Raw genomic sequence first — 26,710 nt, 5'->3', positions numbered from 1 at the left:
CGTCAGCGCGGGTCGGGGGGGCGCGCGGACAGGGCGGCCAGCACCGATTGCGGGGTCACAACCCCCAGACTGCGCCCGTTTTCGGTGACTTCAAGGCAGGTGGTGCGGGTGTCCATGCGGTCCATGACCTGCCGGATGGGCAGGCCGCCATCAATTGTTCCACTGGCGGCGGGTGTGTTTGCTACCGCCAGCGCATCGCGCGCGCACAACACGTTCAGCGGGTTCATATTCGCCACAAAATCAGCAACATAGGGTGTAGCGGGGCGCGCATGGATTTGCGCAGGCGTGCCCGACTGGATGATGCGCCCGCCATCAAGAATGGCAATGCGATTGCCCAGTTTGAAGGCCTCGTCCAGATCATGGCTGACAAATACAATGGTGCGTTTCAGGCGCTGCTGAAGTTGCAGCAATTCATCCTGCAATCTGGCGCGAATCAGCGGGTCCAGCGCGGAAAACGGTTCGTCCATCAGCAAAATCGGCGCATCCGTGGCAAAGGCGCGCGCCAGCCCGACGCGCTGCTGCATACCGCCTGACAGGGCGCTGACAGGCTGATCTGCCCATTGCGCCAGGCCCACAAGGTCCAGTTGCTGCGCCACCTTCTCGCGCCGGTCGCGCCGCGCCACGCCTGCCAGTTCCAGCCCGAAGCCCACATTCTCGCGCACGCTGCGCCATGGCAGAAGCCCGAACTGCTGAAACACCATCGCCACCGAATGCCTGCGCAAGCGGCGCAATGTGGCGCGCCCCGCTTTTGGCACACTGACAAGGGCTGATCCGTCATTCACCAGCACATCGCCCTGAACAATGGGGTTCAACCCGTTGACCGCGCGCAGCAATGTGGACTTGCCGGACCCTGACAGCCCCATCAGGACAACAATTTCGCCATGCCCGACATCCAGCGTGCAGTCATGCACGCCCAGAACCTGCCCTGTGGCGCGCTTGATGTCCTCGCGGCTTTGGCCGGTTTCCATCAGGGGGATGGCCTTGTAGGGGTTCTTGCCAAACACGATAGAGACATTGCGAAACCGGATTGCGGGGTCGGTCATCGTTTCGCCTCCACGCGCAGCATGCGGTCCAGCATGATGGCGATTGTCACAATGACCGCGCCCGCTTCAAACCCCAGCGCGGCATTGACCGTGTTCAACGCGCGTACAATCGGCACCCCAAGCCCCGGCGCGCCCACCAGCCCCGCAATCACCACCATGGACAGCGACAACATGATGGTCTGGTTCAGCCCGGCCATGATTTGCGGGAACGCATAGGGCAATTCCACCTTGCGGATGCGCTGGCCGGTGGTCGCCCCAAAGGCAGTTGCCGCTTCTGTCAGCGCTTTGGGGGTGGAGCGGATGCCAAGTTCCGTCAGCCGGATGGCGGCTGGCATGGCAAAAATAACCGTGGCCACCAGCCCCGGCACCATGCCCAGCCCGAACAGCACCAGAACGGGTATCAGATACACAAACACCGGCAAGGTTTGCATCAGGTCCAGCACCGGCGTAAGCACACGGTAAAAGCGCGGGTGATGGGCAGAATAAATGCCCAGTGGCACGCCCACCCCCATGCACAGAATGCACGACGCCAGAACCAGTGTCAGGGTCTGCATGGTCAGCACCCAATACCCTTGATTGAGGGCAAACAGCGCGCAGGCCGCGACAATCAGCACGGGCACCAGCTTTCGTTGCAAAACCCATGTGATGGCGCAAAACCCCGCGATCACGGCAAATGGATGGGGGGTTTGCAGGATGCTGGCCAACAGGCCAATTGCGCTGCGCAGGGCCGCTTCCAACCCGTCAAAGGCCGTGATGAACGTATCCTGAAGCCAGTCAAACCCCGCTGCAATACTGCGCCCGACAGGTATTTTCATGTCTGTCAGCAGGGTTGTTAATGTATCTGACACGCATCTGCTCCAGTTCTGGCAAAAGGCGCCGGGTCAGCCCCGGCGCATGTTGGCCCCGGACATGGTCCGGGGCGGCAGGTCAAGGGCGGGCTAGCCGTCAAGCGCGGACAGCACGGCCGCCAGCGCATCATCGCCGTCGCGGGTGGTCACGCCGTCCAGCCATGGGGCAATCGCGTCGCGGTTGGCCGACAGCCATGTGCGCGCGGCGTCTTCGGGCAGGGTGCCGTCATTCAGGATGGCCCCCATGATTTCATTTTCCAGGTCCAGCGTGAATTCAAGATTGTTCAGGAACTGGCCCAGATTGGGGCATTCCGCAACCAGACCGGCGCGGGTGTTGGTGTAGACTTCCGCGCCGCCAAAATCCGGCCCGAACCAGTCATCCCCCCCCGCCAGATAGGTCAGCTCGAAACTGGCATTCATCGGGTGGGGTTCCCAGCCCAGAAAGACGACTGCTTCACCGCGACGGTCCGCGCGGGCCACCTGCGCCAGCATGCCCTGTTCGGAACTTTCGACAAGTTCGAACCCGGCCAGACCGAATGCATCGGCTTCGATCATGTCCAAAATCAGGCGGTTGCCGTCATTGCCCGGCTCAATGCCGTAGATGCGGTTTTCAAGCGCCCCCGCCTGCGCGGCAATGTCGGCGAAACCGGAAATGCCAAGCGCCGCGCCAGTGGCATTCGTGGCCAGTGTGTACTTCGCGCCAGCCAGATTGCGGCGCACTGTGTCCACGCTGCCCGCCTCGCGGTAGGGGGCGATGTCGGCTTCCATGGTGGGCATCCAGTTTCCAAGGAACACATCCACATCGCCGTTGGCCATGGATGTATAGGTCACCGGCACCGACAGAACCAATGTGGTGGTGTCATATCCAAGCGCGTCCAGAATCGTGGTTGCAACTGCGGTGGTGGCGGTAATGTCAGTCCAGCCCACATCAGAAAAGGTGATCTGGTCGCAGGTGGCAAATGCGGGCGCGGCGGCCAGTGTGGCGGCGGCGGCAAAGCATGTCAGGCGAAGGGTCATAGGCAGTTCTCCCGGTTTCATTTTTTCTTGATTGACCAATCAATAAACAATCAGCTAGTCATCTTGCAACCTGAAATCATGAACAAAGGCTACAGGGTGCGATCATGCCGAAGCTTGGAATGGAACCTATCAGGCGGGACGCGCTGATCAAGGCAGCAATTGCCGAGATTGGCGCAACCGGCGCATTAGAGGTGACGGTCAGCCGCATTGCCCGGCGTGCGGGCATGTCGTCGGCGTTGGCGCATCATTATTTCGGGTCCAAAGAACAAATGTTTCTGGCGGCCATGCGCCATATTCTGGCGGTCTATGGTGCGGAAATGCGCGGCGCGCTGGGCATGGCCACTGGACCGCAACAGCGCTTGCAGGCGCTGATCCGCGTTTCCTTCAGTGGCAGCAATTTTCGCCGCGATGCGGTTTCGGCATGGCTGAATTTCTATGTCATGGCGCAGCGCAATGCGCAGGCTGCGCGCCTGCTGCGCATTTACCAGCAACGTTTGCGCAGCAATCTGCGCCATGCGCTGCGCCCGATGGCGGGGGCGCGTGCCGCCGATCTGGCCGAAGGGGCAGCGGCGATGATTGACGGCGTTTACCTGCGCGAGGCGCTGGGCACGGGCGACCCCAACGGCACCCGCGCCGAAGAACAGGTCACAAGCTGGCTGCAGGCCGCCCTGAGCAGGAGGACAGAATGAACACACAGCCCAAAGCCAGCCATTTCATTGGCGGCGCATTCGTTGAAGACACGCGCGGCGCGGCGTTTGACAGCATCCATCCCGCCACGGGCGCGGTGATCGCGCGCCTGCACGAGGCGACACCCGACATCCTGTCGCGCTCCCTGGAGGCGGCATGCGATGCGCAAGCCGCATGGGCCGCGCTGGCGCCTGTGGAACGCGGGCGTATCCTGCACCGCGCTGCGATGATCTTGCGCGCGCGCAATCACGACTTGTCGGTGCTGGAAACACTGGATACGGGCAAACCGCTTCAGGAAACATTGGTCGCCGATGCGGCGTCAGGCGCGGATGCGTTTGAATATTTCGCGGGTTTCGCACCCACAGTGACCGGCCAGACCATCCCCTTGGGTCGTGACATGGCCTATACCCTGCGCGAGCCGCTGGGGGTGTGCGCAGGGATCGGGGCGTGGAATTACCCCATCCAGATTGCCTGCTGGAAGGCCGCGCCCGCGCTGGCATTTGGCAATGCAATGGTGTTCAAACCCTCGGAACTGACCCCGCTAAGTGCGCTGGCGCTGGCCGAGATCCTGCATGAAGCGGGTTTGCCTGCGGGGGTGTTCAATGTGGTGCAGGGGCGCGGAGCGGTGGGGGCAGGGCTGGCCAGCGATGCGCGCGTGGCCAAAGTGTCGCTGACCGGATCGGTGCCCACGGGGCGCAAGGTCTATACCGCCGCTGCGCAAGGCATGCGCGCTGTAACCATGGAACTGGGCGGCAAATCACCGCTGATCATTTTTGATGATGCCGATGTGGAAAACGCCGTCAGCGCGGCTATTTTGGGCAATTTCTATTCGGCTGGGCAAATCTGTTCCAACGGCACGCGGGTCTTCGTGCACCAGCGCATCAAGGCGGAATTTCTGGACAGGCTGGCCGCGCGCACCCGCCAGATCCGGTTGGGCGACCCGCTGGACCCACAGACCCAGATGGGCCCGCTTGTGTCTGAGGAGCAGATGAACAAGGTGCTGCGCCATATTGCGCGCGGTCTGGATGCGGGGGCGCGGCTGGTCTGCGGGGGGGCACGCCACGGCACAAGCGGCTGTTTCGTGCAACCGACAGTTTTTGCGGATGTGCGCGACGACATGGCGCTGGCGCAACAGGAAATCTTTGGCCCGGTGATGTCGGTTCTGGATTTCACCGACGAAACCGAAGTGATCGCGCGCGCCAATGCCACGGAATACGGGCTGGCCGCAGGCGTGTTCACCCGCGATCTGGCGCGCGCGCACCGGGTTGCAGGCGCAATGCAGGCGGGCACGGTCTGGGTGAATGCATATAACCTGACCCCGGTGGAAATGCCGTTCGGGGGGGTGAAGGCCAGCGGCATAGGGCGCGAAAACGGGCATGCGGCGCTGGAGCATTACACGCGCATCAAGTCGGTCTATCTGGGTTTGGGCGATGTCGATGCGCCCTATTGACCAGCTGACCTGGCCTGACCTTGCGGACACGCGCCTGACGGCGCGCGACAGCTTTTTTCAAGGCGCGCGCAAGCGCGCGCAGACGCAACCGCGGGCGCGGGGGTAGCGGCGGATGGAAGCGGATTACATTGTTGTCGGTGCCGGGTCGGGCGGGTCCGCAGTTGCCTTGCGCCTGTCAGAGGCAGGCCATCGCGTGCTGGTCATCGAAGCGGGGGGCAGCGATGCAGGCCCCTTCATTCGCATGCCGGGGGCGTTGTCCTATCCAATGAACATGCGCCGCTATGACTGGGGCTATCGCACCGAACCGGAACCGCATCTGGGGGGGCGGGTTCTTGCCTGTCCGCGCGGGCGGGTTATTGGCGGGTCGTCCAGCATTAACGGCATGGTCTATGTGCGCGGTCATGCGCGTGATTTCGACCATTGGGCCGAAAGTGGCGCAAGCGGCTGGGCGTTTAGCGACGTGCTGCCATATTTCAAACGCATGGAACACTGGCACGGCCCGGCCCCGTCGCCATGGCGGGGAACAAACGGGCCGTTGCATGTGACGCGCGGGGCGCGCGCGAACCCGCTATTCGACGCCTTCATTCAGGCCGGTGCGCAGGCAGGCTATGCCCTGACCGAGGATTATAACGGCGCCGCGCAAGAAGGGTTCGGCGCGATGGAGGCCACGATCTGGCAGGGGCGGCGCTGGTCGGCGGCCGATGCGTATTTGCGCCCCGCGCTGGCAACGGGCAACGCGCGACTGGTGCGCGGCGAAGTGGCCCAAGTGGTGTTGGACGAGCAGAACCGCGCAACCGGGGTCATGTTGACGGATGGTCGCCATTTGGGCGCGCGCGCGGAAGTTATCCTAGCCGCGTCCAGCCTGAACACCCCGAAATTGCTGATGCTGTCGGGCATTGGCCCTGCCGACCATCTGGCCGAGCATGACATTCCAGTGCGTGCGCACCGTCCCGGTGTGGGCCAGAACCTGCAAGATCATCTGGAGCTGTATTTGCAATATGCCGCCACGCAGCCCATCACGCTGTATAAATACTGGTCGCTGCCGGGCAAGGCCTGGGTGGGGGCGAGGTGGTTGTTCACGCGCACGGGGCCGGGGGCGTCCAACCAGTTTGAGGCCTGCGCCTTCATCAGGTCGCGCCCCGGTGTCGACTATCCCGATATCCAGTATCATTTCCTACCCATCGCTGTGCGCTATGACGGCAAGGCCGTGGCCGAGGGGCACGGCGTCCAGACCCATGTGGGGCCGATGCGGTCGAAAAGCCGCGGATGGGTGCGCCTGCGGTCTGCGCACCCGCAAGATGCTCCGCGCGTGTGTTTCAATTACATGAGCCATCCTGATGACTGGTCGGAATTTCGCACGTGCATCCGGCTGACGCGCGACATCATGGGGCAGGCGGCGTTCAAACCCTATCTGGGCCGCGAAATCCAGCCGGGGGCTGATAGGGTGGAGGATGCCCAACTCGATGCCTTTATCCGCGACCATGTCGAAAGTGCCTATCACCCTTGTGGCACTGCGCGTATGGGCCGGGCAGATGACCCCGGCGCGGTCGTGGACCCGCAGGGGTGTGTTATCGGGGTTCAGGGTTTGCGGGTGGCCGACAGTTCTGTGTTTCCGCGCATCACCAACGGGAACTTGAATGCGCCCTCTCTCATGGTGGGGGAAAAGATCGCGGATCATATTCTGGGGCGCAGGCTTGCATCAGAAAACCTGTCGCCCTGCCTTCATCCTGATTGGAAAAATTCGCAGCGCTAAAGCGTGTTGCGCAAACTGCGAACCGGTTTTGCGCATAAAAACACGTGACCGGACAGGGGTAGGATGAGCAGCAAGAAGGCTGATGAACGCAGGCAGACTCTGGCGTGCTGGTTGTGTGTGAAAATTGCTGTCCTTTTGGCGCTATAGGCTGCCCGTGCAGGGCAGTTGGGGCGCGGCGTCCCTGCCAGGACGTCCGGCGCGGGGGTGGGGGGGCGATGTGTGCGTTTTGTGCGAAAACGCGGCCTGCGTCCAAACGGTTGGCCCTGGGCGCGCTGCGGTTTGTGAGCGCGGCGCATTTTGGCGGGGGCAGAAAGACGCAACACCAAAAGTCGCCCCGAGATATGGCCCCAAAAGGCCAGTGCACTGTCGTCGTGATGGCGATGATCTGGCCCTTGGCCGTTGGGGCAGGCTGATCCATGCGATCTGATTGCGCCCTGGTTTCCCGCAAAGGGCGTGGGGGCGCGCGCCCCTGTCCGGTTACGCCCCCCGTATGCCAGTGATTTGCGAACTGTTGACCTGCGCCCCCCCCTCCAGAACCAGAAGCACCTGTCCGTTGATGTTGCGCACTTCCTGAACAGGGGCGTAATGCATGGCGCTGGTGGTGGACAGGCTGCCGCTGGCGTTAAAATCCTCGACCGTGAACTGGTAGGACCCGTGGGGCAAAGCTGTCGGCACGTCATGGGCCAGATCAATAACAATGTCACTTTGTCCCGCGCTGACAGGCACGCGCGCAAGTTCCTGACCTTGGGTATTGGAAATGATCAATTCGCGTTGTGTCGCATCCGCGACCGGGGCAGCATGAAGTGTCAGGGGGGCCCCGGCATAGGGCACTGGCGCATTTGTCGCCACATCCTTGTTCAGCCAGCTTGCCAGATCGGAGAACACCATCTGGTCGGCTAGTTTTCCCAATAACTGGTTGGTCTGGATTTGTTGTTCAACCCCCGAAAACGTTGCAAGTTGGACGGCAAAATCCGATGCCTCTACGGGGTTCAACGGGTTCTGGTTCTGCATTTGCGTGGTCAGCATGCGCAGAAACATCGCAAAATCGGACCCGTCGCTGAGCGCTGTTTTCGCAGCTTGTGGCGCAGCACCTGTCGTCTGGGTGGCGGATATGTCGTTTTGGACGCTGAACATGGTCACTCTCGATCTATGGATGGATACGCAGGCGGGGTATGTGGGGCAGGCGCGGGTGTCCCGGCTCGCGGGCTATAGTCGCATGTCAATTCCGGCAGGGCGCGGCGGGGCGGACGGGGTGTCGAAAACCATATCGGCGCGGGTCCGCGCGGCGGGGTGCAGAATCTGTAACTGGTGCAACGGTGCAGCCGCGCTGGCGTTGACCAGTTTAAGGTCGATGCTTTTGAACCCCAGCGCGGTCAGGTCGTCGCGCAGCAGGTTCAGGGACCTTTTTAACAGGTCCAGCATATCCACCCTGCCCGAAAGCATGGAAATCTGGACAGCGCCATCAATGGCAGACACGGAAATACGCAACTTGCCACCCAGCCCGTCCCAGATGTCCAGCTCGAACACGCCTTGACCGGAGTCTGATACCGTTTGCAGTGCCTGCGCCATGCTGGAGGACAAGGCCGCCTCGGGGCGTATCAGCGCTGCGGTGGCGCGCTGGGTCTGGCTGGCCGCGCTGTCACCTGCGCCAAACGCCTGAGCTTCGGCGGTTTGAACCTGTGACTCGGGCGCGGGCTGGGTCAGAAGTTGCTCGACCACAGCTGCGTTGGCCTGAAACAGCGTGTCAACCTGTGGCGCTGCGGCGTTGGGCAGGGGGGGCGGCTGGCGGTCGGGTCCGGGCGTTGTTTCAACAGATGTAAACGCTGTGTGGAATACCTCCGCTGGGCTGTATTTGGCGCGCACCACGGGGGCAACCTGCCCACCGTCAAAGATGGGGTCCTGACCGATAACAAATGTCCCTGCCGCGCGCGTCCCTGCTGCAAGCACCCGGGCCACCTGTATAACGGGCATGTCCGCTGCCGCGCCGGCGGATGTGCCCTGCAATTCGGCGCTGGCGGGCGCAGCCTGCCATGCCGCGCTGGCGGATGTGACCTGCAATGCTACGCTGGCGGGGGAAGCCTGCAATAAGGTGACCTGTGTGGTTGCATCAATGTCTTGCGCGTCGGCCACCTGCGCGCCCGTCACGGACGCCATGGCTGGTTGGGTCCCGTCTGTTGTGTCGGTTGCGGGCGCGTCGATGACCCGCGGGGGGGGCGGTGCGATGTGGAATTCAAGCGCGCTTACGGGGCGTTTGCGCGGCACGTCCGGGGGGGGGGCGCTGCGCCCTGCCGCGCTGTCGGATGGTGAGGGCTTCTCGCGTGGCCCGTCCTGCATGGCGGGCGGCGCGTTTTCGCCGCGTTGGGGCAGTTGCGCGGCGCGTTCAGCTACAGGCAGCCCATCCATTTCGGCGGAGCTGTGTTCGGGCAGCGCAGCTTGCGCGGCAGTTTCGGGCAGATCCGGCACGGAAGACAAGTCTGACGTGGGCTGACCTTCTGTTTCCGCAGGATACAGAAGGGGCGCCAGCACTGCGTTATCTTCATCGACATCGGACATGTCCATCGTGGTGCTGGTCTCCGGGTCTGGCGGCGAGGGTGCAACGGGCTGCGCCCTATCAACCAGCGCGGCCATTTGGCCGGCCAGCACCCGTGCAAAGCTTTGACTGGTCTGGGCAGGGGGGGGCGGCGCCTTGCTCTCGCCGGCGACAGGCCCCTGAGTTATATGTGTGTCCGCTGCAAGTCCGATGATCATCGCATCCTCCTGGATAACGCACCATCCCACGAAGTGATTACCGAATCTTTACCAGACAGCGGGTATTTTGACGAATGCGACTCAATTCAGGGGACGAAAAATGCCGGAACTTACATCGCTTCATGCGCAGATGCCCGCGCTGGACAGGGTATCCAAAAACCAGACGCAACATGCGGCAAGCGCGGTCGAATTTGAAGCCCTTGTCCTTGCGGAAATGCTGCGCGCCGCGGGTGCCGGCCAGCCCACGACAGGGATTGAAGGTGGCGTTGGGGAGGACCAGTTTGCGTCATTTCTGCTGGATGCGCAGGCGCGCGCGATTGCGGCGCGTGGTGGGATCGGGCTGGCCGAAATGGTGATGCGCGCCAACATAGAATCAGGGGACGGCACGCGTGAGTGAACGTATGATCAAACAGCTTCGGACCTTGCTGGATCAAGAAAAACAAGCCCTTCTGCGCGCGGATTTCGACAGCCTTGAGGAGCTGGCCGAACGCAAGGAAACGCTGGTTCAGAAATTGTCCGCGCATCCCTTGCACGACAGCAAGCTTGCGGAGCTGCGCGATGCAAATGCGCATAATCAGGCGCTTCTGGCCGCAATCGCGAAGGGAATTTCGGGCGTGCGCGGAATTGTCATGGACCATCACAAGGCAAGAAATACATCGTTTTATCAAAAAGATGGCACACAAAGCCCGCTTTTGCCGCGGTCGGGGAAGTTGGCGCATCGCGCGTGAAGCTTTGTTTACCATGTTTGCAGGAAATCGGGGTGGACCACATCGAATCACGCGCTCGTTCATGCTCTGGTAACTTGCTTGCGCCAAAATCCATTTTGTCGGCAGAAGATCCGAGTGGCGATAGCGGTTTTTAATCGTCTGAATGCAGAATGCAGCAAACCTCACCCTGTGGGTGACTGAAAACTCATGTGCAAAATGCACAAAAAGAAAGGCATAACATGTCAAGCATTCTGACCAATACCGGCGCAATGGTGGCCCTGCAAACAATGCGCGGTATCAACAAGAACATGGCGCAAACGCAAAGCGAAATCTCGACCGGGAAGTCCATCAACTCCGCCAAAGATAACGCCGCTGTCTGGGCTATTTCCAAGACCATGCAGGCCGATGTCAAAGGGTTCTCTGCGATTTCTGACAGTCTGGCCTTGGGCCGGTCCACTGTCGCTGTGGGTGCGCAAGCGGCTGAAACCGTCACGGACCTGTTGACCCAGATGAAAGGGGCGATTGTTTCCGCGCAGGAAGAAAACGTTGATCGCGTAAAAATCCAGACGGATATCGTGGCCCTGCGCGAGCAGATCACCTCGATCACGACTGCTGCGCAGTTCAATGGTCTGAACTTGTTGTCCAACCGCGACGCAACTGCAGGGTCTGGAACGGTCAATGTGCTGTCATCGCTGGACCGCGCATCTGACGGAAGTGTTGCATCGGCAAATATCGATGTGGCCAAGCAAGACCTGGGCACGAACGCAACAGACTGGACTGCCGGAACCGCAGATGCCGCAGGTAGCGGCAGCAACATCAGCGGTGCGCTGGATGCGGCTGCAGTTGTTGCGCTGACAGGTGCTGCAACGCCACCAACCACGGCTGTTGTGATTGACAGTGTTGAAGCTGGCATGGGCGTTCAGATCAACATCTCTGCTGCGGCAGGCAGTGTTGGCGCAGCGTTCAACGATGCGACACGCGACGTAAGCTATGTCGCACGCGACGGTGACACACAGGCGGATATGGCGCGCGGGCTGGCCGATGCCTTCAATGCCCGGGTTGCCAGCGCGATTGAAGCTGGCACTCTGGACGCGAACAGCTCTCTGTCCGCAGCGGTGACTGTGGCAACAAACGGTGTTGCAACGGTGACTTTCACGGGTGAAACAGGGGCTGGCAACAACGTCAGCTTGCAGGCCATTCAGACGAATGATGTCGAAATCGGGGGGCGTTTGGAAGCGCTGAACGATATCGATGTCAGCACAGCAGCAGGCGCAAGTTCCGCCCTGGCCGACATTGAAGGGCTGATCCAGACCGCCATCGATTCGGCTGCGGCCTTCGGGTCTGCGCAAACCCGCATCGATACGCAGGCAGAATTCATCAAGAACCTGTCTGACGCGCTGACAACAGGCATTGGCAGCCTTGTCGATGCTGATATGGAAGCGGCTTCAGCACGTTTGCAGGCGCTTCAGGTGCAACAGCAGCTGGCAACCCAGTCGCTGTCGATTGCGAACCAGCAGCCCCAGAACATTCTGGCACTGTTCCGCTGATAACAGCGTCGTGAGCCCCCTTTCGTGGGGCTCACCTCCTGATCAGTGATTAATTTAATTCCACAACGGGGATTCAGGATGAACGCCCATGTCATGGCTGCCGCCGCCTATGGTGTGCCGAATACGGCCTACAAGACGCCACGCACAATCGAGTATGAACTGATTTCAAAGATCACCGCACGCCTGAGTGCTGCAGTGAAGGCAGACCCCTTTATCTTTGCGAATTTGGCCGAAGCGATGCACGAGAATCGTAGGCTTTGGGTGGAACTGGCAATCGATCTTGCCACGCCCGGAAACCAGTTGCCGGACCAGTTGCGCGTGCAACTGTTGGGATTGGCGCAGTTTACCTTGCGCCATACCGATCAGGTTCTGGACGGAAAAGACCGCGCTGATGTGCTGGTCGATATTAATCTGGCTGTGATGCGGGGCCTGTCGGGCAAGGCAGGCGGGGCATGACAAATCTTGTGATCCGCCTTGCACCGCATGAACGCGTATTGCTAAACGGCGCCGTGATTGAAAATGGCGACCGGCGCGCCAGCCTGTCGGTGCGTACGCCCAATGCGCATGTGCTGCGGTTGCGCGATGCAATTCACCCGCAGCAGGCCAACACACCCGTGAAACGCACATGTTATCTTGCGCAGCTTGTTTTGTCGGGGGATGCCGCCCCGCAAGACGCGCGCCAGCCCTTGCTGCGCTCCATCGAGCAATTGAGTCAGGTGTTCACTGATCACGACAGCCGAAAATTGCTGGATGACGCGACTACTGCGGTGATGGACGAAGAATATTACAGTGCGCTGAAGGCGTTACGCGCCCTGCTGCCCAGAGAGGCGAGGCTTTTCGCCTCGACCCAGCAATGAGTTTCCGGCCGGTTGTTCCCACAGGGGGGCTTGCCGGCTGGGCGTTTCTGAACAAGACCCGAGAGCGGCAGGAAGCCAGTTTCCAGAAATCGGCTGTTGTCAAAAATGACCTTGATTATTTCCGCCAGAATTTTGGAAAGATCACATCGTCTGAAGATCTGGTAAAGGAAAGCAGGTCATTTCGCGTCATCCTGTCAGCCTATGGTCTGGAAGATGATATCAATAACAGGGCGTTTATCCGCAAGATCATTGATGATGGTGTGGAGGACCGAAAAGCGCTTGCCAACCGCCTGACAGACAAGCGTTACAAGGCCATGGCGCAGGACCTTCAGTTTCTTGCCCCCGGGGCAAAACTTGATCCCCCAGCGGATTTGAAGGACCGGATTGTTACACAATTCCAGACACGCGGTTTCGAACGCGCGGTGGGTGAGCAGAATCAGGATATGCGCATGGCTATGGCGCTGCAGCGGGAACTGCCGGATCTGGTGCAGGGTTTTGCGTCGGAAAACGCGCAATGGTTCGCTGTTTTGGGCAATACCCCCCTGCGCAAGGTCATGGAAACGGCACTGGGCCTGCCCAAGGAATTTGGCGCGCTGGATGTAGACCAGCAGGTGACGCGCCTGAAATCCGCCGTGTCGCGCCGGTTCAATGTCGCGAATCTGCAAGAGCTGTCCCAGGCTGAGAATATGGACAAGTTGGTGAAGCGCTATTTGGTGATGTCGCAGATCAAGGAAATGCAAACATCGATGTCGCCAGCATCGATTGCGCTGGAACTGCTGCGGCGCTGAATGGCGTAAGGCAACTGCGCCGCCCATGTGGGTGGCGCGGCCCCTGTTGGCCAGCTGGAGTGCGGCGGGGAGCGCTGTTTTTAAGCATGCGTTGGTAGCTTTGGTGTGCCATGTCGCGTATTTCAGGCCCTCACACCACATTTATGAGGTTCTCCTTCCCATATGGGAGGTTTGCTCTCAACCAATTGCGGCTAAGCCCGAACCATGGTTTAAGAACAAGAGAATTCACCCATGGATGGCACCAATCTGACCCACCTTCAGCGCCTGGAGGCTGAAGCGATCCACATTATGCGTGAAGTGGTCACGCAAGCTGACAAACCCGTTATGCTGTATAGCGTTGGCAAGGACAGTGCGGTGATGCTGCATCTGGCCAAAAAAGCCTTCTATCCGGCCCCGCCCCCCTTTCCGTTGCTGCATGTCGATACAACTTGGAAATTCCGCGAGATGTATGCGCTGCGCGACAAGGCCGCACGCAAGGCGGGCATGCAATTATTGGTCCATCAAAACCCCGATGCCGTGCGTCAGGGGATTAACCCGTTCGATCATGGCGGGGTGCACACGGATATGTGGAAAACCGAAGGGTTGAAACAGGCGTTGGACCTGCATGGGTTCGATGCCGCCTTCGGGGGCGCACGCCGCGACGAGGAGAAAAGCCGCGCGAAAGAACGTATCTTCAGCTTCCGCACGGCAAGCCACCGCTGGGACCCCAAAAACCAGCGCCCTGAATTGTGGCGTACCTATAATGCGCGCAAAAACAAGGGGGAATCGATGCGCGTGTTCCCGTTGTCGAATTGGACAGAACTGGACATCTGGCAATATATCCATCTGGAAAATATCGAAATTGTGCCGCTATATTATGCCGATGAGCGCCCGACCGTGATGCGTGACGGGCTGCTGTTGATGGTCGATGATGACCGTTTCCCGCTTGCCAAAGGCGAAGAACCGGTGATGCGGTCCATCCGGTTCCGCACGCTGGGCTGTTATCCGCTGACCGGTGCTGTCGAAAGTGGCGCGAAAACCCTGCCTGAAATCATCCAGGAAATGCTTTTGACCACGACATCCGAACGCCAGGGCCGCGCGATTGACCATGATCAGGCCGCGAGCATGGAAAAAAAGAAGCAAGAAGGCTATTTCTGAGGGGCATGACGCAATGAACGAGATTTACAAAACCGATGCGCTGATTGCCGAAGATATTGATAAATATCTGGAAATCCATCAGCATAAAACGATGCTGCGGTTCATCACCTGCGGGTCAGTGGATGATGGCAAATCAACCCTGATCGGGCGGTTGCTGTATGACAGCAAGATGATTTTCGAAGACCAGCTTGCCACGCTGGAAGCAGATTCCAAACGCGTGGGCACGCAGGGCGAAGCGATTGATTTTGCGCTTCTGGTCGACGGGCTGGCAGCGGAGCGTGAACAGGGCATCACTATTGATGTGGCCTACAGGTTCTTCGCAACTGAGAAGCGCAAATTCATCGTGGCCGACACGCCCGGCCATGAACAATACACCCGCAACATGATTACCGGCGCGTCCACCGCTGACCTGGCGGTAATTTTGATTGACGCGCGCAAAGGCATTCTGACCCAGACCCGGCGCCACAGCTATCTGGCGCATCTGATTGGCATTCGCCATATCGTGCTGGCCGTCAACAAGATGGACCTTGTGGAGTATGACCGCGCTGTGTTCGACAAGATCGTGGAGGATTACCGCAGTTTTGCCGCAAGCATCGGGATCACGGAGTTTACGCCGATCCCGCTTTCGGGGCTGGCGGGGGACAACATTACCACACGCAGCGGCAATACCGCGTGGTATGATGGTCCCATCCTGCTGGAACATCTGGAAACAGTGGAACTGAACCAGACCGCCGAGCAGTTGAAACCGTTTCGCATGCCAGTGCAATGGGTGAACCGGCCCAATCTGGATTTCCGCGGTTTCGCGGGCACCATTGCGACCGGGCAGGTGCAGGTCGGCGACGATGTGCGCGTGTTGCCATCGGGCCGCACAACGACGATTTCGCGCATTGTGACCATGGATGGCGATCTGGAGCGCGCCGTTGCGGGGCAGGCAGTCACGCTGTGTTTTGCCGATGAAATTGACTGTTCGCGCGGCCAGATCATCACCGCCGGTCAAAGCCCTGTCGAAGTTGCCGACCAGTTTGAAGCGACAATCATCTGGATGGATGATGAAGACATGGTGCCGGGGCGGTCCTATTGGCTGAAAATTGGCCCGCAAACGGTCAATGCTGTGGTGTCACAACCCAAATATCAGATCAATGTCAACACGATGGAGCATCTTGCCTCCAAGACACTGGACCTGAACGGTATTGGCGTGGCCACGCTGACCACGGACCGGGAAATCCCGTTCGAACCCTATGCCCAAAGCCGCGACCTGGGCGGGTTCATCCTGATTGACAAAATGACCAACCGCACCATTGGCGCGGGGCTGTTGAACTTCGCGCTGCGGCGCGCGCAGAATATCCATTGGCAAGCCACTGATATTTCGCGCGAGCATCATGCCAGCCTGAAAAACCAGAAACCCGCTGTGTTGTGGATGACTGGTCTTTCAGGGTCGGGCAAATCGACCATTGCCAATCTGGTGGAAAAGAAACTGGCGCGGATGAACCGCCATACATTCTTGCTGGACGGGGACAATGTGCGTCATGGTCTGAACAAGGATCTGGGCTTTACCGAAGCGGACCGCGTGGAGAATATTCGCCGCGTGGGCGAAGTCGCCAAGCTGATGGCCGATGCGGGGCTTATTGTGATCACGGCGTTTATTTCGCCCTTCCGGTCAGAGCGGGAGATGGTGCGCGGGATGTTGCCCGCAGGCGAATTCATCGAGGTGTTCGTGGACACCCCCCTTGAGGAGGCCGAGAAGCGCGACGTGAAGGGCCTGTATGCCAAAGCGCGCGCCGGGCAGCTTAAAAACTTCACCGGGATCGATTCCCCCTATGAAGCGCCCGACGCGGCCGAAATCCGCATCGATACCACCAAGATGACACCGGATGCCGCTGCGGACCTGATTATTTCCAAGCTGATCCCGTGATCTGAGCCGTTGAAAACAAGCATGGCAGGGCGCGAATACCGCCCTGCCATGCTGCGCCGCTTGCACCGGCTGCGCCATCCCGCTAAACCGGCCCGGAACCCCCGTGTATCCCTGTGCAAGCCGGAGCCATCATGTCCGAAATCGATCTGGAAACCGCGCGCAAGGTCGCCCATCTGGCGCGTATTGCCGTGCCGGATGAAAACCTGCCCGCGCTGGCGCAAGACCTGTCGCGTATTCTGACCTTCATGGAAGAACTCAATGAAGTTGATGTCACGGGGGTGGAGCCCATGACATCAGTCACCCCCATGCGCCTGAAGCGGCGCGTGGATGACGTGACCGATGGCGATATTCAGGCGCGCATCCTGTCCAATGCCCCCGACGCGCGCGAAGGTTTTTTTGCAGTCCCGAAGGTGGTCGAATGAGCGATCTGAACAAACTGACATTGGCCGAAGCGCGCGACCGGCTGCGCGCGGGCGATGTGACCGCAGTTGCCTTGACCGAAGCGTGCCTGACCGCCATTGACGGCGCAGACCAGTTGAACGCCTTTGTGCATAAAACCCCCGATCTGGCGTTGCAGCGCGCAAAAGCGGCTGATGCGCGCATTCAGCAAGGGGATGCGCCCGCAATGTGCGGCATTCCAGTGGGCATCAAGGATTTGTTTTGCACCGAAGGTGTGGCGTCCCAGGCCGCCAGCGGCATTCTGAACGGGTTTCGCCCCGAATATGAATCGACCGTCAGCGCGCGATTGCGCGATGCGGGCGCGGTCATGCTGGGCAAGCTGAACATGGACGAATTCGCCATGGGGTCCAGCAATGAAACCTCGGTCTATGGCAACGCGGTGAACCCGTGGAAAGTGGACGCGCGCAACCTGACGCCGGGTGGGTCATCTGGCGGGTCGGCGGCGGCGGTTGCGGCTGATCTGTGCCTTGCGGCCACTGGCACCGATACGGGCGGGTCCATCCGCCAGCCAGCGGCATTTACCGGCACTGTGGGGATCAAACCCACCTATGGGCGGTGTTCGCGTTGGGGCATTGTGGCGTTTGCGTCCAGTCTGGACCAGGCGGGGCCGATGACCAAAACCGTGCGCGATGCGGCCATCATGCTGCAGGCGATGTGCGGCCATGACCCCAAGGATTCGACCAGTGCAGACTTGCCGGTGCCCGATTTTGAGGCCATGCTGACAGGCGATATTCGCGGCAAGACAATCGGCATTCCGCGCGAATACCGCATTGACGGTATGCCTGCGGAAATTGCGGCGCTTTGGGCACGGGGCGCGGATATGCTGCGTGATGCGGGGGCGAAGATTGTCGATATTTCGCTGCCGCATACGAAATACGCCCTGCCTGCCTATTACGTCATTGCGCCCGCCGAGGCGTCCAGCAATCTGGCGCGCTATGACGGGGTGCGCTATGGCCACCGCGCCAAACTGGCGGCCGGTGACGGCATTACCCAGATGTATGAAAAAACCCGCGCCGAAGGGTTCGGGGCCGAAGTGCAACGCCGCGTGATGATTGGCACCTATGTTCTGTCGGCGGGGTTCTATGACGCGTATTACAACCGCGCCCGCAAGGTGCGCAGCCTGATAAAGCGCGATTTCGACACTGTTTTCGCGGATGGAATTGACGCCATCCTGACACCTGCCACCCCGTCCGCCGCGTTTGGCTTGGGGGACATGGCCAATGCCGACCCGGTGCAGATGTATCTCAATGATGTGTTCACCGTCACGGTCAATCTGGCTGGTCTGCCGGGAATTGCCTTGCCTGCCGGACTGGACGCGCTGGGCCTGCCGCTGGGCCTGCAATTGATTGGCCGCCCGTGGGAAGAAGGCGAATTGCTGAAGACAGCACATGTTCTTGAAGGGGCTGCCGGTTTTGTTTCCAAACCTGCGAAATGGTGGTAAGTTCCGGCAAAACTGTCCGAGGCATGACTAACGTGAAACGCTTTGCATCTGCTCCTGCTGTGGCCATTGTCGCGTTGATCGCGCTGGGCGCCTGCGACACGGCACCGCCCTATTCCAATGTGGTTGACACCACTGGCCGTGGTGTGGGTTTCAGCGATTATGCGCAATATATGCGTGCGCAGGAAGAATTGTCGCGCATCCGCCGCCAACAGGCAGCGCAGGCGCAGGGGCAGGGGCCTGTCGGTCCGCAATTTGCGACCCAACAGCAAAGTGCGCAACTGCAAACCACCATTGGTGCCGAAGCGGTTGCCGCGCTGCGCGGGCAACCCGTGCCAGTTGCGCAACAGCCTGCGGGCCAGTTCCAGACGGCCAGCGCCAGCCCGCCTGCGCAAATGCCCGCCCCAACCAGTGCGCCTGCCAGTGCAGGCGTCACTGACCAGCAGTTCACGCCGCAGCCCTTTGGCACACCGGCGCAAAACACTGTCGTGACCCGTGATTTCGTTCCACAAGTGCGCGTCACACAGGATGAAATCGGCACGGGCGAAGGGCCGAACCTGTTTGTTTATGCCCTGTCCACGCGCCACAATGTTGGCGAACAACGCCATACGCGCCGCCACCCGTTGCGCTGGCAGCGTTGGGAAGCGGCCTGTTCGCAATTCGCAACGCAGGATCTGGCGCAGGACGCATTCCTGATGGCAGGGGGTCCGGAACGTGACCCCAACCATCTGGACCCTGACGGCGACGGATTTGCCTGTTGGTGGGACCCAAGGCCCTTCCGTCAGGCCGCAACCTCTGTGCGTGCACGCCAGTAGCGCGCGATGGGCGCGCAGTGGCACCCTTCACCGAATTTCGGACCGCGCCGCAATGGATTGCGCCCTGAACTTCTTGTGTTGCATTACACCGGGATGGCCAGCACAGATGCCGCGTTGGCGCGGCTGTGCGACCCTGCATTCGAAGTGTCTGCCCATTACCTGATTTCACCCGAAGGGCATATTATCCAGATGGTGGCCGAAGATCAGCGTGCATGGCATGCCGGGGCCGGGCAGTGGTGCGGCAAGGGGGACATCAATTCCCGCTCTGTCGGGGTTGAGCTTGCAAATCGTGGGGATGGCCCGTTTCCCAACCCGCAAATGACCGCGCTTGAGGGGCTGATGCGGCAGGTCATGGCGCGTTGGGGGATTGCGGCGGTGAATGTGATTGCCCATTCCGACATGGCCCCCGACCGCAAGGAAGACCCCGGCGCGCGGTTTGACTGGCGGCGTCTGGCCCTGCAGGGGCTGGCGCTGTGGCCAGAGGGGCTTGGGCAGGACCGCCCACTTGACGAAAGCCTTGATGCGATTGGTTACCCAAATGCGCTCGCTGACAAGCGCCTGCAGGCGTTTCGCTTGCGGTTTCGCCCGTGGGGTCAGGGGCCGGAATCCGCGCAGGACCGGATGCGCGCAGCGGCTGTGGCGGAAGGGGTTTTCGCGGCGCGGTGTCAGGCGACCGACAGTGCGGGCCAGTCGGCGCAATAGCGGGGCGGCGCCTATGGGGCCGCGGCTGATGTGGTGATGGCCTTTTGCGGAGATTGGGAATGTCCCAAGGCGCGGAATCAAGGGCGTAGCCCGCCGCGCCATCGGCGGGCCGTCCCGCGGCCTGCCGATGACCTGAAGGCGTGCCAAGCGCTTGAAGTCAGGAATATGCCGCGTGGATAAACTGCATCCCTATAACGCCGGATCGGCAGACCCCGGCCCGCCGATAGCGCGGGCTTTATCCATGTGCGAGGGACAGTTTCAGGCCAGATCCAGACAAATGCCCATCCGGCCCGGTCTGCTCGTCCTAGCGCAAATGACGCAAGGCGCGTGACAGGTCGTCATGCAATATTGCGCGTTCTTCCGGGCTAAGGAAACGCCCCAGTTCCACTTCACGCCCCGCACCGCGCAAGGTCAGGTAATTTTCCACCGGACCGCCCTTTTCCTTAAGCGACAGCTGCACCCAGAACGGGTTGGCCTGCCAAGTTTGCGGTGGGGTGCGGGGGGGAATATGGGTCAGTTCGATCTGCTCTCGGGTCAGGTGCAGGACTTCGCGCAGCGCCTCGCGGTCCGTGCGGTTGCGCATCAGCGCATACCACAGCGCCCACAAGGCCAGCCCCAGAAACGGCAGCAACCCCCATAAAACCGGCGTGCCCAAAACCCCGATCAAAGGCAGCGCCAGAAACAGCGCGCTTAGGCTGATGACGCGAACAAACCCGCGATTGCCCATAGAGATGTTGGGCCGAAGGTCCAGCCTGTAATGCGCTGACCCTGTTGTGGACAAGCCAAAGGCCCCGGGGGCAGTGCCCGGGGCCTTTGGTGTTATCGTCCATGATGCTGGCATGGTTTATGCTGCGTTAATGCGCGGGTTGCTTGTCCCAGTCCGCCCGCTTTGGAAGCTGCTCGAACGTATGCTCGGGCGGGGGCGAGGGCAGGGTCCATTCCAGCGTGTCCGCATGCTCGTTCCAGTAGTTCTTTTCGGTGATGCGGCGGCCATATTTCAGCGTGTAGACCACGATCCCGATGAAGAACAGGAACGACGCGAAGCTGATGAACGCCCCGATGGAACTGATATAGTTCCACAGCGCATAAGCTTCAGGATAGTCGATATAGCGGCGTGGCATGCCCTGTCGGCCCAGGAAATGCTGTGGGAAGAACGTGATGTTCGCACCGATGAACATTGCCCAGAAATGCAGCTTGCCGGCCCATTCGGGGTATTGCCGCCCCGACATTTTGCCCATCCAGAAATAGATGCCCGCAAACAGCGCGAACACCGCCCCCAGCGACATCACATAATGGAAATGCGCCACAACATAGTAGGTATCATGGTAGATGCGGTCGATTGGCGCCTGTGACAGAACCAGCCCTGTCACCCCGCCCACGGTGAACAGGAACAGGAAGCCAAAGGCCCACAGCATGGGCGTTTCAAACGACACTGACCCGCGCCACATGGTGGCAATCCAGCTGAAGATCTTGATGCCGGTGGGCACCGCAATCACCATTGTGGCCATCATGAAATAGGTCTGCTGCGTCAGCGACATGCCCACTGTATACATATGGTGTGCCCAGACGATGAAGCCCAGAACCGCGATCGCAATCATCGCCCAGACCATCGGCATATAGCCAAAGATCGGCTTGCGCGAGAAGGTTGCAATCACATGGCTGATGATGCCGAAGCCGGGAATGATGATGATATACACTTCCGGGTGGCCAAAGAACCACAGGATATGCTGATACAGAATAGGGTCACCACCGCCCGATGGGTCAAAGAAGGTGGTGCCGAAATTCCGGTCGGTCAGCAACATGGTAATGGCACCGGCCAACACCGGCAGCGCCAGCAAAATCATCCATGCCGTGATGAAGATGGACCATGCAAACAGCGGCACCTTGAACAAGGTCATCCCCGGTGCGCGCATGTTCAGGAATGTGGTGATGATGTTGATCGCCCCCAGAATGGAGGATGCGCCCGACACATGGACCGCGAAAATCGCAAGGTCCATGGAATAGCCCGCTTCATTGGTGGACAGCGGCGGATACAGAACCCAGCCCACGCCCGACCCCAACTGCCCGTTGCCGCCCGGCGACAGGACCGATGCGACCGCGAGTGCGGACCCGGCAACGAACAACCAGTAGCTCAGGTTGTTCAGGCGCGGAAACGCCATGTCCGGTGCCCCGATATGCAGCGGCATGAAGTAATTGCCGAAACCGCCAAACAACGCCGGAATCAGCACGAAGAACATCATCAGGATGCCATGTGCAGTGATCAGCACGTTCCAGATATGGCCATTGGGGGTGCAGTCCGTCTGCGCGGTGAAGCTTGCACCTTCCATGCACATGTATTGGACGCCGGGTTCCATCAACTCCATGCGCATATAGATCGAAAAAGCGACCGCGATGAAGCCGACTATACCGGCGGTAAAGAGATACAAGATCCCGATATCTTTATGATTCGTAGACATGAACCAACGGGTGAAGAACCCGCGGGTGTCTTCATGCCCGTGATCATGGGTGGCTGCGTCGGCCATTGGCTACTCCAGTTCCCGGTTCCTGTCGCGTTGTCCGCGACTGCTTTCCTTCGTAAGCGGGAAGAAAACCCCGCCCGCATGTGTGCCGATCATGCGCAGTCAGACAGTCCCGACCGCGCGCAAGCGGTATATGATGGTTTTAGAATGTGACATGCCTTTGGGCAACGTCAATATGTCGCAATTCCGGGATTTTTTGATCTGGATCAATGGGCCTGTGACATGTTGCCGCGCCGAATCAGCGACATTTCAGGGATGTATCGCCAAACACCTGCACGAAAGACTGTTGCAGCGCCACATCCACATCTTCCAGCGTGACCGGCAGGCCAAGATCAACCAGCGATGTGACCCCGTGATCACGGATGCCGCAGGGGATGATTCCGTCGAAATGGCCCAGATCGGGTTCCACATTGATGGACAACCCGTGAAAGCTGACCCAGCGGCGCAGTTTGATCCCGATGGCGGCAATCTTGTCTTCGCGCAGGGTGCCGTCGGGATTGGGGGCCTTGTCGGGGCGGGTCACCCATACGCCCACACGCCCCGCGCGCCGTTCGCCGCGAATGCCGAACTGGTCCAGTGTGGTGATGACCCAGCTTTCCATCTGGTGGACAAAACAGCGCACGTCGCGCCCGCGCCGGTTCAGGTCCAGCATCGCATAGGCCACCCGCTGGCCGGGGCCATGATATGTATATTGCCCGCCGCGCCCTGCATTGAACACCGGAAACCTGTCTGGTGCAGTCAGGTCCTGGGGGCGGGCGCTGGTGCCTGCAGTATACAGGGGCGGGTGTTCCAGCAGCCACACGCCTTCGGGCGCTGTGCCTGCCGCGATTTGGGCAACACGGTCTTCCATGGCGCGCAGCGTCCGGGCGTAATCCGCAAGGCCGGGCAGGGTGCGCCATTCAACAGTGGAACTGGTCATGCGGTCCTCTTGCATTTGCTGCAAAAAAAGATGGGCCTGACGGAAAGCTCGCGCTAAAGTGAAGTGACGTTATTTGAAGCAGGAGCATTCCAATGGGTGTCAGATACAGTTTAATCGTTGCGCTGTCCATCAGCGTTGCGGCTGCGCCGGTGCAGCAGGCGCATGCGCAAGAAGGCATTGTCGGCGGTATTATTGGCGGTATTATCGGGGGTGCGATTGCCAACGACCAGCGCAACCGCCAGCAGCGCGCGCAGCCCCAGCGCACTGCCCCGCGCCCGGCGGTGAACACGGCCCAACGCGAACAGAACCGTTCCGTGCAGACTGCGCTGAACCATTTTGGCTGGAATGTCGGCACGCCGGACGGGGCCATCGGGCCACGTTCGCGCGCGGGGATTTCGGAATATCAGGTGTTTCTGGGCTTCGCGGGAACCGGCCAGTTGTCGGAATTTGAACGCAACATCCTGTTGACCGCGCATCAGCGCGCCATTTCCGGCGGCCCGCAGGTGGCGCAGACGGTGTCCAGCCACCCCAATGGTTTGCGCGGTTTGGTCATGGTGGTGCGCGACGAAATGTCGGGCCGCAGCCCGGCCCAAAGTGCAGGAAATTACGGCCTGCCCGCAGCAGTGGCCAGCGCGGTGGATGAAATCGCGGCCTCCTCCGATCCCAGCGCGATGCAGCTTGTCCAGCGCGCGGGCTTCATCCAGCTTGCGGACATGAACGGGGACGGGCGCACAGATTACATTCTTGACACCTCGGTGACGGGTAGCGCGTTCTGGTGCAGTGCGCAGGCCTGCACAGTGCAAGTGTTCGTGTCCACCCCCGAAGGGTATGTGCGCAACGATTTTCAGGCGTTCAATGTGACCCCCGCAATGTTCTCGTGCACGCGCGGAACCTGCGAACTGGGTGCCACGCAAGCGCCGGTCACGGTGGCCGCGCCGCAACCTGCCGCGCCTGTTGCGCCGGCCCCCACCACCGAAGTGGCGCTGTCGGTCCCATCGGCGCAACCTGCCGCGCGCAACCCGGACGCAGGCGCGTCCACACCCGCCGCCGCGCCGGGCCTGCCCAATTTCTTTGGGGGTGGCGCACAGGCCGTGCGGTCGCTTGCATCGCATTGCGACCGTGTGAACCTGCTGACAAATGCCAATGGCGGGTTCACTACGCGCGACACCATGACCGACCCCGCGCAAGTGCTGAACGAACAATTCTGCCTTGCGCGCACCTATGCCATGGCCGATGGCGAGGAATTGATCGCGCAGGTGCAAGGCGTCAGCGCGGCGCAGATTGCAGAACAATGTCTGGCGTTTGCGCCATCGCTGCAGCCTTTTGTTTCGGCGTTGTCCGTTCAGCCGCAAGACGAGGTGATGCGCGGGGTCAGTGCGTTCGTGCTGCAAACCGGCATGAGTCCGCAACAACTGACCGATACAGCGCGCATTTGTCTGGCCGTGGGGTATCGTCAGGACAATATGGATGTGGCCGTGGGCGCGGCGCTTTTGCTGGCCACACTGGGTGAGCGTGCCTATGGCGAATTGATGGGCCACCACCTGATGCAGGGCTTTGGCACTGTCAAGCGCGATGATCTGGCGCTGGCATGGTATGAACTGGGGTTTGACCCTGCCAAACGCGCTGTCTTCGCGCCGCTGCAGCCCGAACGTGACAGCCTGCTGCGCGATGCGGTCTTCGGTCAGGCCACGCCACAAGATACCGCCACCCCGCAAGCAGCCGTGCCGGTCTTCGCCCTTCCAAAACAGTGATCGGGCATAACCCGCTGGCCAAAGTGACGGGCGCGCATTCCCCCGCGCGCCCGTTGTCGTTTGGTCCCGGCAGCTTGTTGGCGGTTTCGTAAGTTTGGCGCGTTTTCCCCCTTCACAAGTGCCGGTTGACCAGCTAATACCGCGCCACCAAGTCATGTGCGGTCGTGGCGGAATTGGTAGACGCGCAGCGTTGAGGTCGCTGTGGGGTAACTCCCGTGGAAGTTCGAGTCTTCTCGACCGCACCATTTTTTCCGATTTGAAGCGTTTTGAGCCTGTCAGATTGTAGTCTGTCTGATGAATTTCCGTTTTCCTTGGCGGTCATATTGCGCGCAAAGCCTGTTTTTTGCAGCCTATCTGCCTTGTAGTGGCGCAATTGGCCGGAAATACTACTGAAGTTGGGGCTAATCGCCATGCTTGCCGACTTACAGGTTGCAATATAGGGGTTCGTTGGTTTTACTGGTGTCATGAAAAGAGCGGAATACCGCCGACACACGGGGAGATCAGCGTGAGCGCATCTGAAAAGCGCGACGGATTTGTCGTATTTGATGGCGTCCAGAAAAGCTATGATGGCGAGACATTGGTGGTCAAGGACCTGAACCTGTCTGTTGGGCGGGGGGAGTTTTTGACCATGCTTGGCCCGTCGGGGTCGGGAAAGACAACCTGCCTGATGATGCTGGCAGGGTTTGAAACGGCCACACATGGCGAGATTTTGCTGGATGGAAGCCCAATCAATTCCGTGCCGCCGCATAAGCGCGGCATTGGAATGGTGTTTCAGAATTATGCCTTGTTCCCGCATATGACGGTGGGGGAAAACCTGTCCTTCCCGCTGGAAGTGCGCGGGCTGGGCAAGTCCGAGCGCGAAAAGAAAATCATGCGGGCGCTGGACATGGTGCAGATGGGTGCGTTTGCCAACCGCAGGCCCGCGCAGCTTTCAGGCGGGCAGCAGCAGCGCATCGCGCTGGCCCGCGCGTTGGTGTTTGAACCCGAACTGGTGCTGATGGATGAACCGCTGGGCGCGCTGGACAAGCAATTGCGCGAACATATGCAGTTTGAAATCACACGCCTTGCGCATGAATTGGGCATCACTACGGTCTATGTCACCCATGACCAGACCGAAGCCCTGACCATGTCCGACAATGTGGCCGTATTCGATGACGGGCGTATCCAGCAGCTTGACCCGCCAGATGTGCTGTATGAAGCGCCCTGCAACAGCTTTGTTGCGCAATTCATTGGCGAAAACAATACGTTGGACGGCGTTGTTAAAGAGATTAAGGGCGAAACCTGCATCGTGGAACTGGACGGTGGCGAGGTGATTGACGCCAAGCCCGTCAATGTCACCAAAGTTGGCGACAGAACCACCGTGTCCATTCGCCCCGAACGGGTCGAAGCCAACAAGGACCGGCTGGACCCCGAAGCCCACACCATCAAGGCCGAGGTGAAGGAATTCATCTATATGGGTGACGTGTTCCGCACCCGCCTGAAGGTCGCGGGCAATGAGAATTTCATCATGAAGACCCGCAACGCACCCGATCAGGTGCGCCACAAGCCGGGCGATATGATCGAAATCGGCTGGATGCCGACAGATTGTCGTGCGCTTGACCACGCCTGAGGGC

25 protein-coding genes and 1 tRNA gene are annotated in these 26,710 nt (G+C 60.3%); 18 read left to right on the top strand and 8 right to left on the bottom strand.

Annotated elements, in window-relative coordinates; all coding sequences use genetic code 11:
• Nucleotides 1-2: 2 nt before the first annotated feature.
• The 3 genes from choV to choX all read right to left on the bottom strand — a co-directional run bounded on the left by choV (nucleotide 3) and on the right by choX (nucleotide 2,908).
• Nucleotides 3-1,043, bottom strand: coding sequence for a choline ABC transporter ATP-binding protein (choV, locus tag ACTZWY_RS08135; RefSeq protein WP_444790192.1), 1,041 nt, complete (start codon nucleotides 1,041-1,043; stop codon nucleotides 3-5).
• The gene (gene choW / locus ACTZWY_RS08130) at nucleotides 1,040-1,858 is read right to left on the bottom strand and encodes a choline ABC transporter permease subunit (protein WP_444790224.1); all 819 of its coding nucleotides are present in this window, start codon (nucleotides 1,856-1,858) and stop codon (nucleotides 1,040-1,042) included. The genes choV and choW overlap by 4 nt, the downstream gene beginning before the upstream one ends.
• Nucleotides 1,859-1,981: 123 nt before the next feature.
• Complete coding sequence (gene choX, locus ACTZWY_RS08125; RefSeq protein ID WP_444790191.1) at nucleotides 1,982-2,908, bottom strand: choline ABC transporter substrate-binding protein; 927 nt, start codon at nucleotides 2,906-2,908, stop codon at nucleotides 1,982-1,984.
• Nucleotides 2,909-3,012: 104 nt separating this feature from the next.
• Here choX and betI point away from each other — a divergent pair, with 104 nt between their 5' ends.
• From betI to betA, 3 genes are all read left to right on the top strand, one after another.
• Complete coding sequence (betI, locus tag ACTZWY_RS08120) at nucleotides 3,013-3,597, top strand: choline-binding transcriptional repressor BetI (RefSeq protein WP_444790190.1); 585 nt, start codon at nucleotides 3,013-3,015, stop codon at nucleotides 3,595-3,597.
• Nucleotides 3,594-5,045: a betaine-aldehyde dehydrogenase gene (betB, locus tag ACTZWY_RS08115; RefSeq protein ID WP_444790189.1), complete on the top strand. Its 1,452-nt coding sequence runs from the start codon at nucleotides 3,594-3,596 to the stop codon at nucleotides 5,043-5,045. The genes betI and betB overlap by 4 nt, the downstream gene beginning before the upstream one ends.
• 112 nt (nucleotides 5,046-5,157) lie before the next feature.
• Nucleotides 5,158-6,798 carry a choline dehydrogenase gene (betA, locus tag ACTZWY_RS08110; RefSeq protein WP_444790188.1) on the top strand — a complete coding sequence of 547 codons (1,641 nt, stop codon included), beginning with the start codon at nucleotides 5,158-5,160 and terminating at the stop codon, nucleotides 6,796-6,798.
• Between the two features lie 477 nt (nucleotides 6,799-7,275).
• Here the strand turns inward: betA and ACTZWY_RS08105 are convergent, their stop codons facing one another.
• Together ACTZWY_RS08105 and ACTZWY_RS08100 are read right to left on the bottom strand one after the other, a co-directional pair.
• Complete coding sequence (locus tag ACTZWY_RS08105; protein ID WP_444790187.1) at nucleotides 7,276-7,932, bottom strand: flagellar hook capping FlgD N-terminal domain-containing protein; 657 nt, start codon at nucleotides 7,930-7,932, stop codon at nucleotides 7,276-7,278.
• Between the two features lie 72 nt (nucleotides 7,933-8,004).
• The gene (locus tag ACTZWY_RS08100) at nucleotides 8,005-9,546 is read right to left on the bottom strand and encodes a hypothetical protein (protein WP_444790186.1); all 1,542 of its coding nucleotides are present in this window, start codon (nucleotides 9,544-9,546) and stop codon (nucleotides 8,005-8,007) included.
• A gap of 100 nt (nucleotides 9,547-9,646) precedes the next feature.
• On the opposite strand from ACTZWY_RS08100, the gene ACTZWY_RS08095 reads away from it, so the two are divergent.
• The 12 genes from ACTZWY_RS08095 (at nucleotide 9,647) to ACTZWY_RS08040 (ending at nucleotide 19,908) form a co-directional block, all read left to right on the top strand.
• The gene (locus tag ACTZWY_RS08095; RefSeq protein ID WP_444790185.1) at nucleotides 9,647-9,943 is read left to right on the top strand and encodes a rod-binding protein; all 297 of its coding nucleotides are present in this window, start codon (nucleotides 9,647-9,649) and stop codon (nucleotides 9,941-9,943) included.
• The gene (locus ACTZWY_RS08090) at nucleotides 9,936-10,274 is read left to right on the top strand and encodes a hypothetical protein (RefSeq protein ID WP_444790184.1); all 339 of its coding nucleotides are present in this window, start codon (nucleotides 9,936-9,938) and stop codon (nucleotides 10,272-10,274) included. The genes ACTZWY_RS08095 and ACTZWY_RS08090 overlap by 8 nt, the downstream gene beginning before the upstream one ends.
• A gap of 218 nt (nucleotides 10,275-10,492) precedes the next feature.
• Nucleotides 10,493-11,800 (top strand): flagellin N-terminal helical domain-containing protein, encoded by a 1,308-nt coding sequence (locus ACTZWY_RS08085; RefSeq protein WP_444790183.1) that lies wholly within the window; start codon nucleotides 10,493-10,495, stop codon nucleotides 11,798-11,800.
• 78 nt (nucleotides 11,801-11,878) lie between these two features.
• Nucleotides 11,879-12,256 carry a flagellar biosynthesis regulator FlaF gene (gene flaF / locus ACTZWY_RS08080; protein ID WP_444790182.1) on the top strand — a complete coding sequence of 126 codons (378 nt, stop codon included), beginning with the start codon at nucleotides 11,879-11,881 and terminating at the stop codon, nucleotides 12,254-12,256.
• Nucleotides 12,253-12,657, top strand: a complete 405-nt coding sequence (gene flbT, locus ACTZWY_RS08075; RefSeq protein ID WP_444790181.1) for a flagellar biosynthesis repressor FlbT — start codon at nucleotides 12,253-12,255, stop codon at nucleotides 12,655-12,657. The genes flaF and flbT overlap by 4 nt, the downstream gene beginning before the upstream one ends.
• A complete protein-coding gene (locus tag ACTZWY_RS08070; RefSeq protein WP_444790180.1) occupies nucleotides 12,654-13,445 on the top strand; it encodes a DUF1217 domain-containing protein in 792 nt (263 codons plus the stop codon). The genes flbT and ACTZWY_RS08070 overlap by 4 nt, the downstream gene beginning before the upstream one ends.
• A gap of 231 nt (nucleotides 13,446-13,676) precedes the next feature.
• Nucleotides 13,677-14,582, top strand: coding sequence for a sulfate adenylyltransferase subunit CysD (gene cysD / locus ACTZWY_RS08065; protein WP_444790179.1), 906 nt, complete (start codon nucleotides 13,677-13,679; stop codon nucleotides 14,580-14,582).
• Nucleotides 14,583-14,595: 13 nt separating this feature from the next.
• Nucleotides 14,596-16,494, top strand: coding sequence for a sulfate adenylyltransferase subunit CysN (gene cysN / locus ACTZWY_RS08060; RefSeq protein WP_444790178.1), 1,899 nt, complete (start codon nucleotides 14,596-14,598; stop codon nucleotides 16,492-16,494).
• Between the two features lie 131 nt (nucleotides 16,495-16,625).
• Nucleotides 16,626-16,916: an Asp-tRNA(Asn)/Glu-tRNA(Gln) amidotransferase subunit GatC gene (gatC, locus tag ACTZWY_RS08055; protein ID WP_444790177.1), complete on the top strand. Its 291-nt coding sequence runs from the start codon at nucleotides 16,626-16,628 to the stop codon at nucleotides 16,914-16,916.
• Nucleotides 16,913-18,394 (top strand): Asp-tRNA(Asn)/Glu-tRNA(Gln) amidotransferase subunit GatA, encoded by a 1,482-nt coding sequence (gene gatA / locus ACTZWY_RS08050; protein WP_444790176.1) that lies wholly within the window; start codon nucleotides 16,913-16,915, stop codon nucleotides 18,392-18,394. The genes gatC and gatA overlap by 4 nt, the downstream gene beginning before the upstream one ends.
• Nucleotides 18,395-18,426: 32 nt before the next feature.
• Complete coding sequence (locus tag ACTZWY_RS08045; protein WP_444790175.1) at nucleotides 18,427-19,206, top strand: hypothetical protein; 780 nt, start codon at nucleotides 18,427-18,429, stop codon at nucleotides 19,204-19,206.
• Between the two features lie 6 nt (nucleotides 19,207-19,212).
• Complete coding sequence (locus ACTZWY_RS08040; RefSeq protein WP_444790174.1) at nucleotides 19,213-19,908, top strand: N-acetylmuramoyl-L-alanine amidase; 696 nt, start codon at nucleotides 19,213-19,215, stop codon at nucleotides 19,906-19,908.
• Between the two features lie 304 nt (nucleotides 19,909-20,212).
• On the opposite strand, the gene ACTZWY_RS08035 is transcribed toward ACTZWY_RS08040, so the two are convergent.
• The 3 genes from ACTZWY_RS08035 to lipB form a co-directional block, all read right to left on the bottom strand.
• Nucleotides 20,213-20,689 (bottom strand): DUF2244 domain-containing protein, encoded by a 477-nt coding sequence (locus ACTZWY_RS08035; protein ID WP_444790173.1) that lies wholly within the window; start codon nucleotides 20,687-20,689, stop codon nucleotides 20,213-20,215.
• Between the two features lie 73 nt (nucleotides 20,690-20,762).
• Nucleotides 20,763-22,430, bottom strand: a complete 1,668-nt coding sequence (gene ctaD / locus ACTZWY_RS08030; protein ID WP_444790172.1) for a cytochrome c oxidase subunit I — start codon at nucleotides 22,428-22,430, stop codon at nucleotides 20,763-20,765.
• A 235-nt stretch (nucleotides 22,431-22,665) separates the two neighbouring features.
• On the bottom strand, nucleotides 22,666-23,361 hold the full coding sequence (gene lipB, locus ACTZWY_RS08025) for a lipoyl(octanoyl) transferase LipB (RefSeq protein WP_444790171.1): 696 nt from the start codon (nucleotides 23,359-23,361) through the stop codon (nucleotides 22,666-22,668).
• 77 nt (nucleotides 23,362-23,438) lie between these two features.
• Between lipB and ACTZWY_RS08020 the strand changes: the two genes are divergently transcribed.
• The 3 genes from ACTZWY_RS08020 to ACTZWY_RS08010 all read left to right on the top strand — a co-directional run bounded on the left by ACTZWY_RS08020 (nucleotide 23,439) and on the right by ACTZWY_RS08010 (nucleotide 26,706).
• Nucleotides 23,439-25,097: a peptidoglycan-binding domain-containing protein gene (locus ACTZWY_RS08020; protein ID WP_444790170.1), complete on the top strand. Its 1,659-nt coding sequence runs from the start codon at nucleotides 23,439-23,441 to the stop codon at nucleotides 25,095-25,097.
• Between the two features lie 158 nt (nucleotides 25,098-25,255).
• Nucleotides 25,256-25,342: transfer RNA gene (locus ACTZWY_RS08015), tRNA-Leu, on the top strand.
• A gap of 260 nt (nucleotides 25,343-25,602) precedes the next feature.
• A complete protein-coding gene (locus ACTZWY_RS08010) occupies nucleotides 25,603-26,706 on the top strand; it encodes an ABC transporter ATP-binding protein (protein ID WP_444790169.1) in 1,104 nt (367 codons plus the stop codon).
• Nucleotides 26,707-26,710: the final 4 nt, after the last annotated feature.

Origin of the sequence: Roseinatronobacter sp. NSM, from assembly GCF_052379845.1 — a bacterium.
Lineage (GTDB): Bacteria > Pseudomonadota > Alphaproteobacteria > Rhodobacterales > Rhodobacteraceae > Roseinatronobacter.
The sequence above is the reverse complement of the archived record's forward strand: the minus strand, read 5'-3'. Positions and strand labels throughout refer to the sequence as shown.

What these genes read in the sequence shown, in the direction of transcription:
- gatA (WP_444790176.1), top strand. Translation starts at nt 16,913, where the DNA reads ATGAGCGATCTGAACAAACTGACATTGGCCGAAGCGCGCGACCGGCTG.
- choW (WP_444790224.1), bottom strand. Translation starts at nt 1,858, where the DNA reads ATGAAAATACCTGTCGGGCGCAGTATTGCAGCGGGGTTTGACTGGCTT.
- ACTZWY_RS08020 (WP_444790170.1), top strand. Translation starts at nt 23,439, where the DNA reads ATGGGTGTCAGATACAGTTTAATCGTTGCGCTGTCCATCAGCGTTGCG.
- ACTZWY_RS08095 (WP_444790185.1), top strand. Translation starts at nt 9,647, where the DNA reads ATGCCGGAACTTACATCGCTTCATGCGCAGATGCCCGCGCTGGACAGG.
- ctaD (WP_444790172.1), bottom strand. Translation starts at nt 22,430, where the DNA reads ATGGCCGACGCAGCCACCCATGATCACGGGCATGAAGACACCCGCGGG.
- betA (WP_444790188.1), top strand. Translation starts at nt 5,158, where the DNA reads ATGGAAGCGGATTACATTGTTGTCGGTGCCGGGTCGGGCGGGTCCGCA.
- flaF (WP_444790182.1), top strand. Translation starts at nt 11,879, where the DNA reads ATGAACGCCCATGTCATGGCTGCCGCCGCCTATGGTGTGCCGAATACG.
- ACTZWY_RS08040 (WP_444790174.1), top strand. Translation starts at nt 19,213, where the DNA reads ATGGGCGCGCAGTGGCACCCTTCACCGAATTTCGGACCGCGCCGCAAT.
- cysD (WP_444790179.1), top strand. Translation starts at nt 13,677, where the DNA reads ATGGATGGCACCAATCTGACCCACCTTCAGCGCCTGGAGGCTGAAGCG.
- lipB (WP_444790171.1), bottom strand. Translation starts at nt 23,361, where the DNA reads ATGCAAGAGGACCGCATGACCAGTTCCACTGTTGAATGGCGCACCCTG.
- choX (WP_444790191.1), bottom strand. Translation starts at nt 2,908, where the DNA reads ATGACCCTTCGCCTGACATGCTTTGCCGCCGCCGCCACACTGGCCGCC.
- ACTZWY_RS08085 (WP_444790183.1), top strand. Translation starts at nt 10,493, where the DNA reads ATGTCAAGCATTCTGACCAATACCGGCGCAATGGTGGCCCTGCAAACA.
- flbT (WP_444790181.1), top strand. Translation starts at nt 12,253, where the DNA reads ATGACAAATCTTGTGATCCGCCTTGCACCGCATGAACGCGTATTGCTA.
- ACTZWY_RS08100 (WP_444790186.1), bottom strand. Translation starts at nt 9,546, where the DNA reads ATGATCATCGGACTTGCAGCGGACACACATATAACTCAGGGGCCTGTC.
- betI (WP_444790190.1), top strand. Translation starts at nt 3,013, where the DNA reads ATGCCGAAGCTTGGAATGGAACCTATCAGGCGGGACGCGCTGATCAAG.
- ACTZWY_RS08105 (WP_444790187.1), bottom strand. Translation starts at nt 7,932, where the DNA reads ATGTTCAGCGTCCAAAACGACATATCCGCCACCCAGACGACAGGTGCT.
- choV (WP_444790192.1), bottom strand. Translation starts at nt 1,043, where the DNA reads ATGACCGACCCCGCAATCCGGTTTCGCAATGTCTCTATCGTGTTTGGC.
- ACTZWY_RS08070 (WP_444790180.1), top strand. Translation starts at nt 12,654, where the DNA reads ATGAGTTTCCGGCCGGTTGTTCCCACAGGGGGGCTTGCCGGCTGGGCG.
- cysN (WP_444790178.1), top strand. Translation starts at nt 14,596, where the DNA reads ATGAACGAGATTTACAAAACCGATGCGCTGATTGCCGAAGATATTGAT.
- betB (WP_444790189.1), top strand. Translation starts at nt 3,594, where the DNA reads ATGAACACACAGCCCAAAGCCAGCCATTTCATTGGCGGCGCATTCGTT.
- gatC (WP_444790177.1), top strand. Translation starts at nt 16,626, where the DNA reads ATGTCCGAAATCGATCTGGAAACCGCGCGCAAGGTCGCCCATCTGGCG.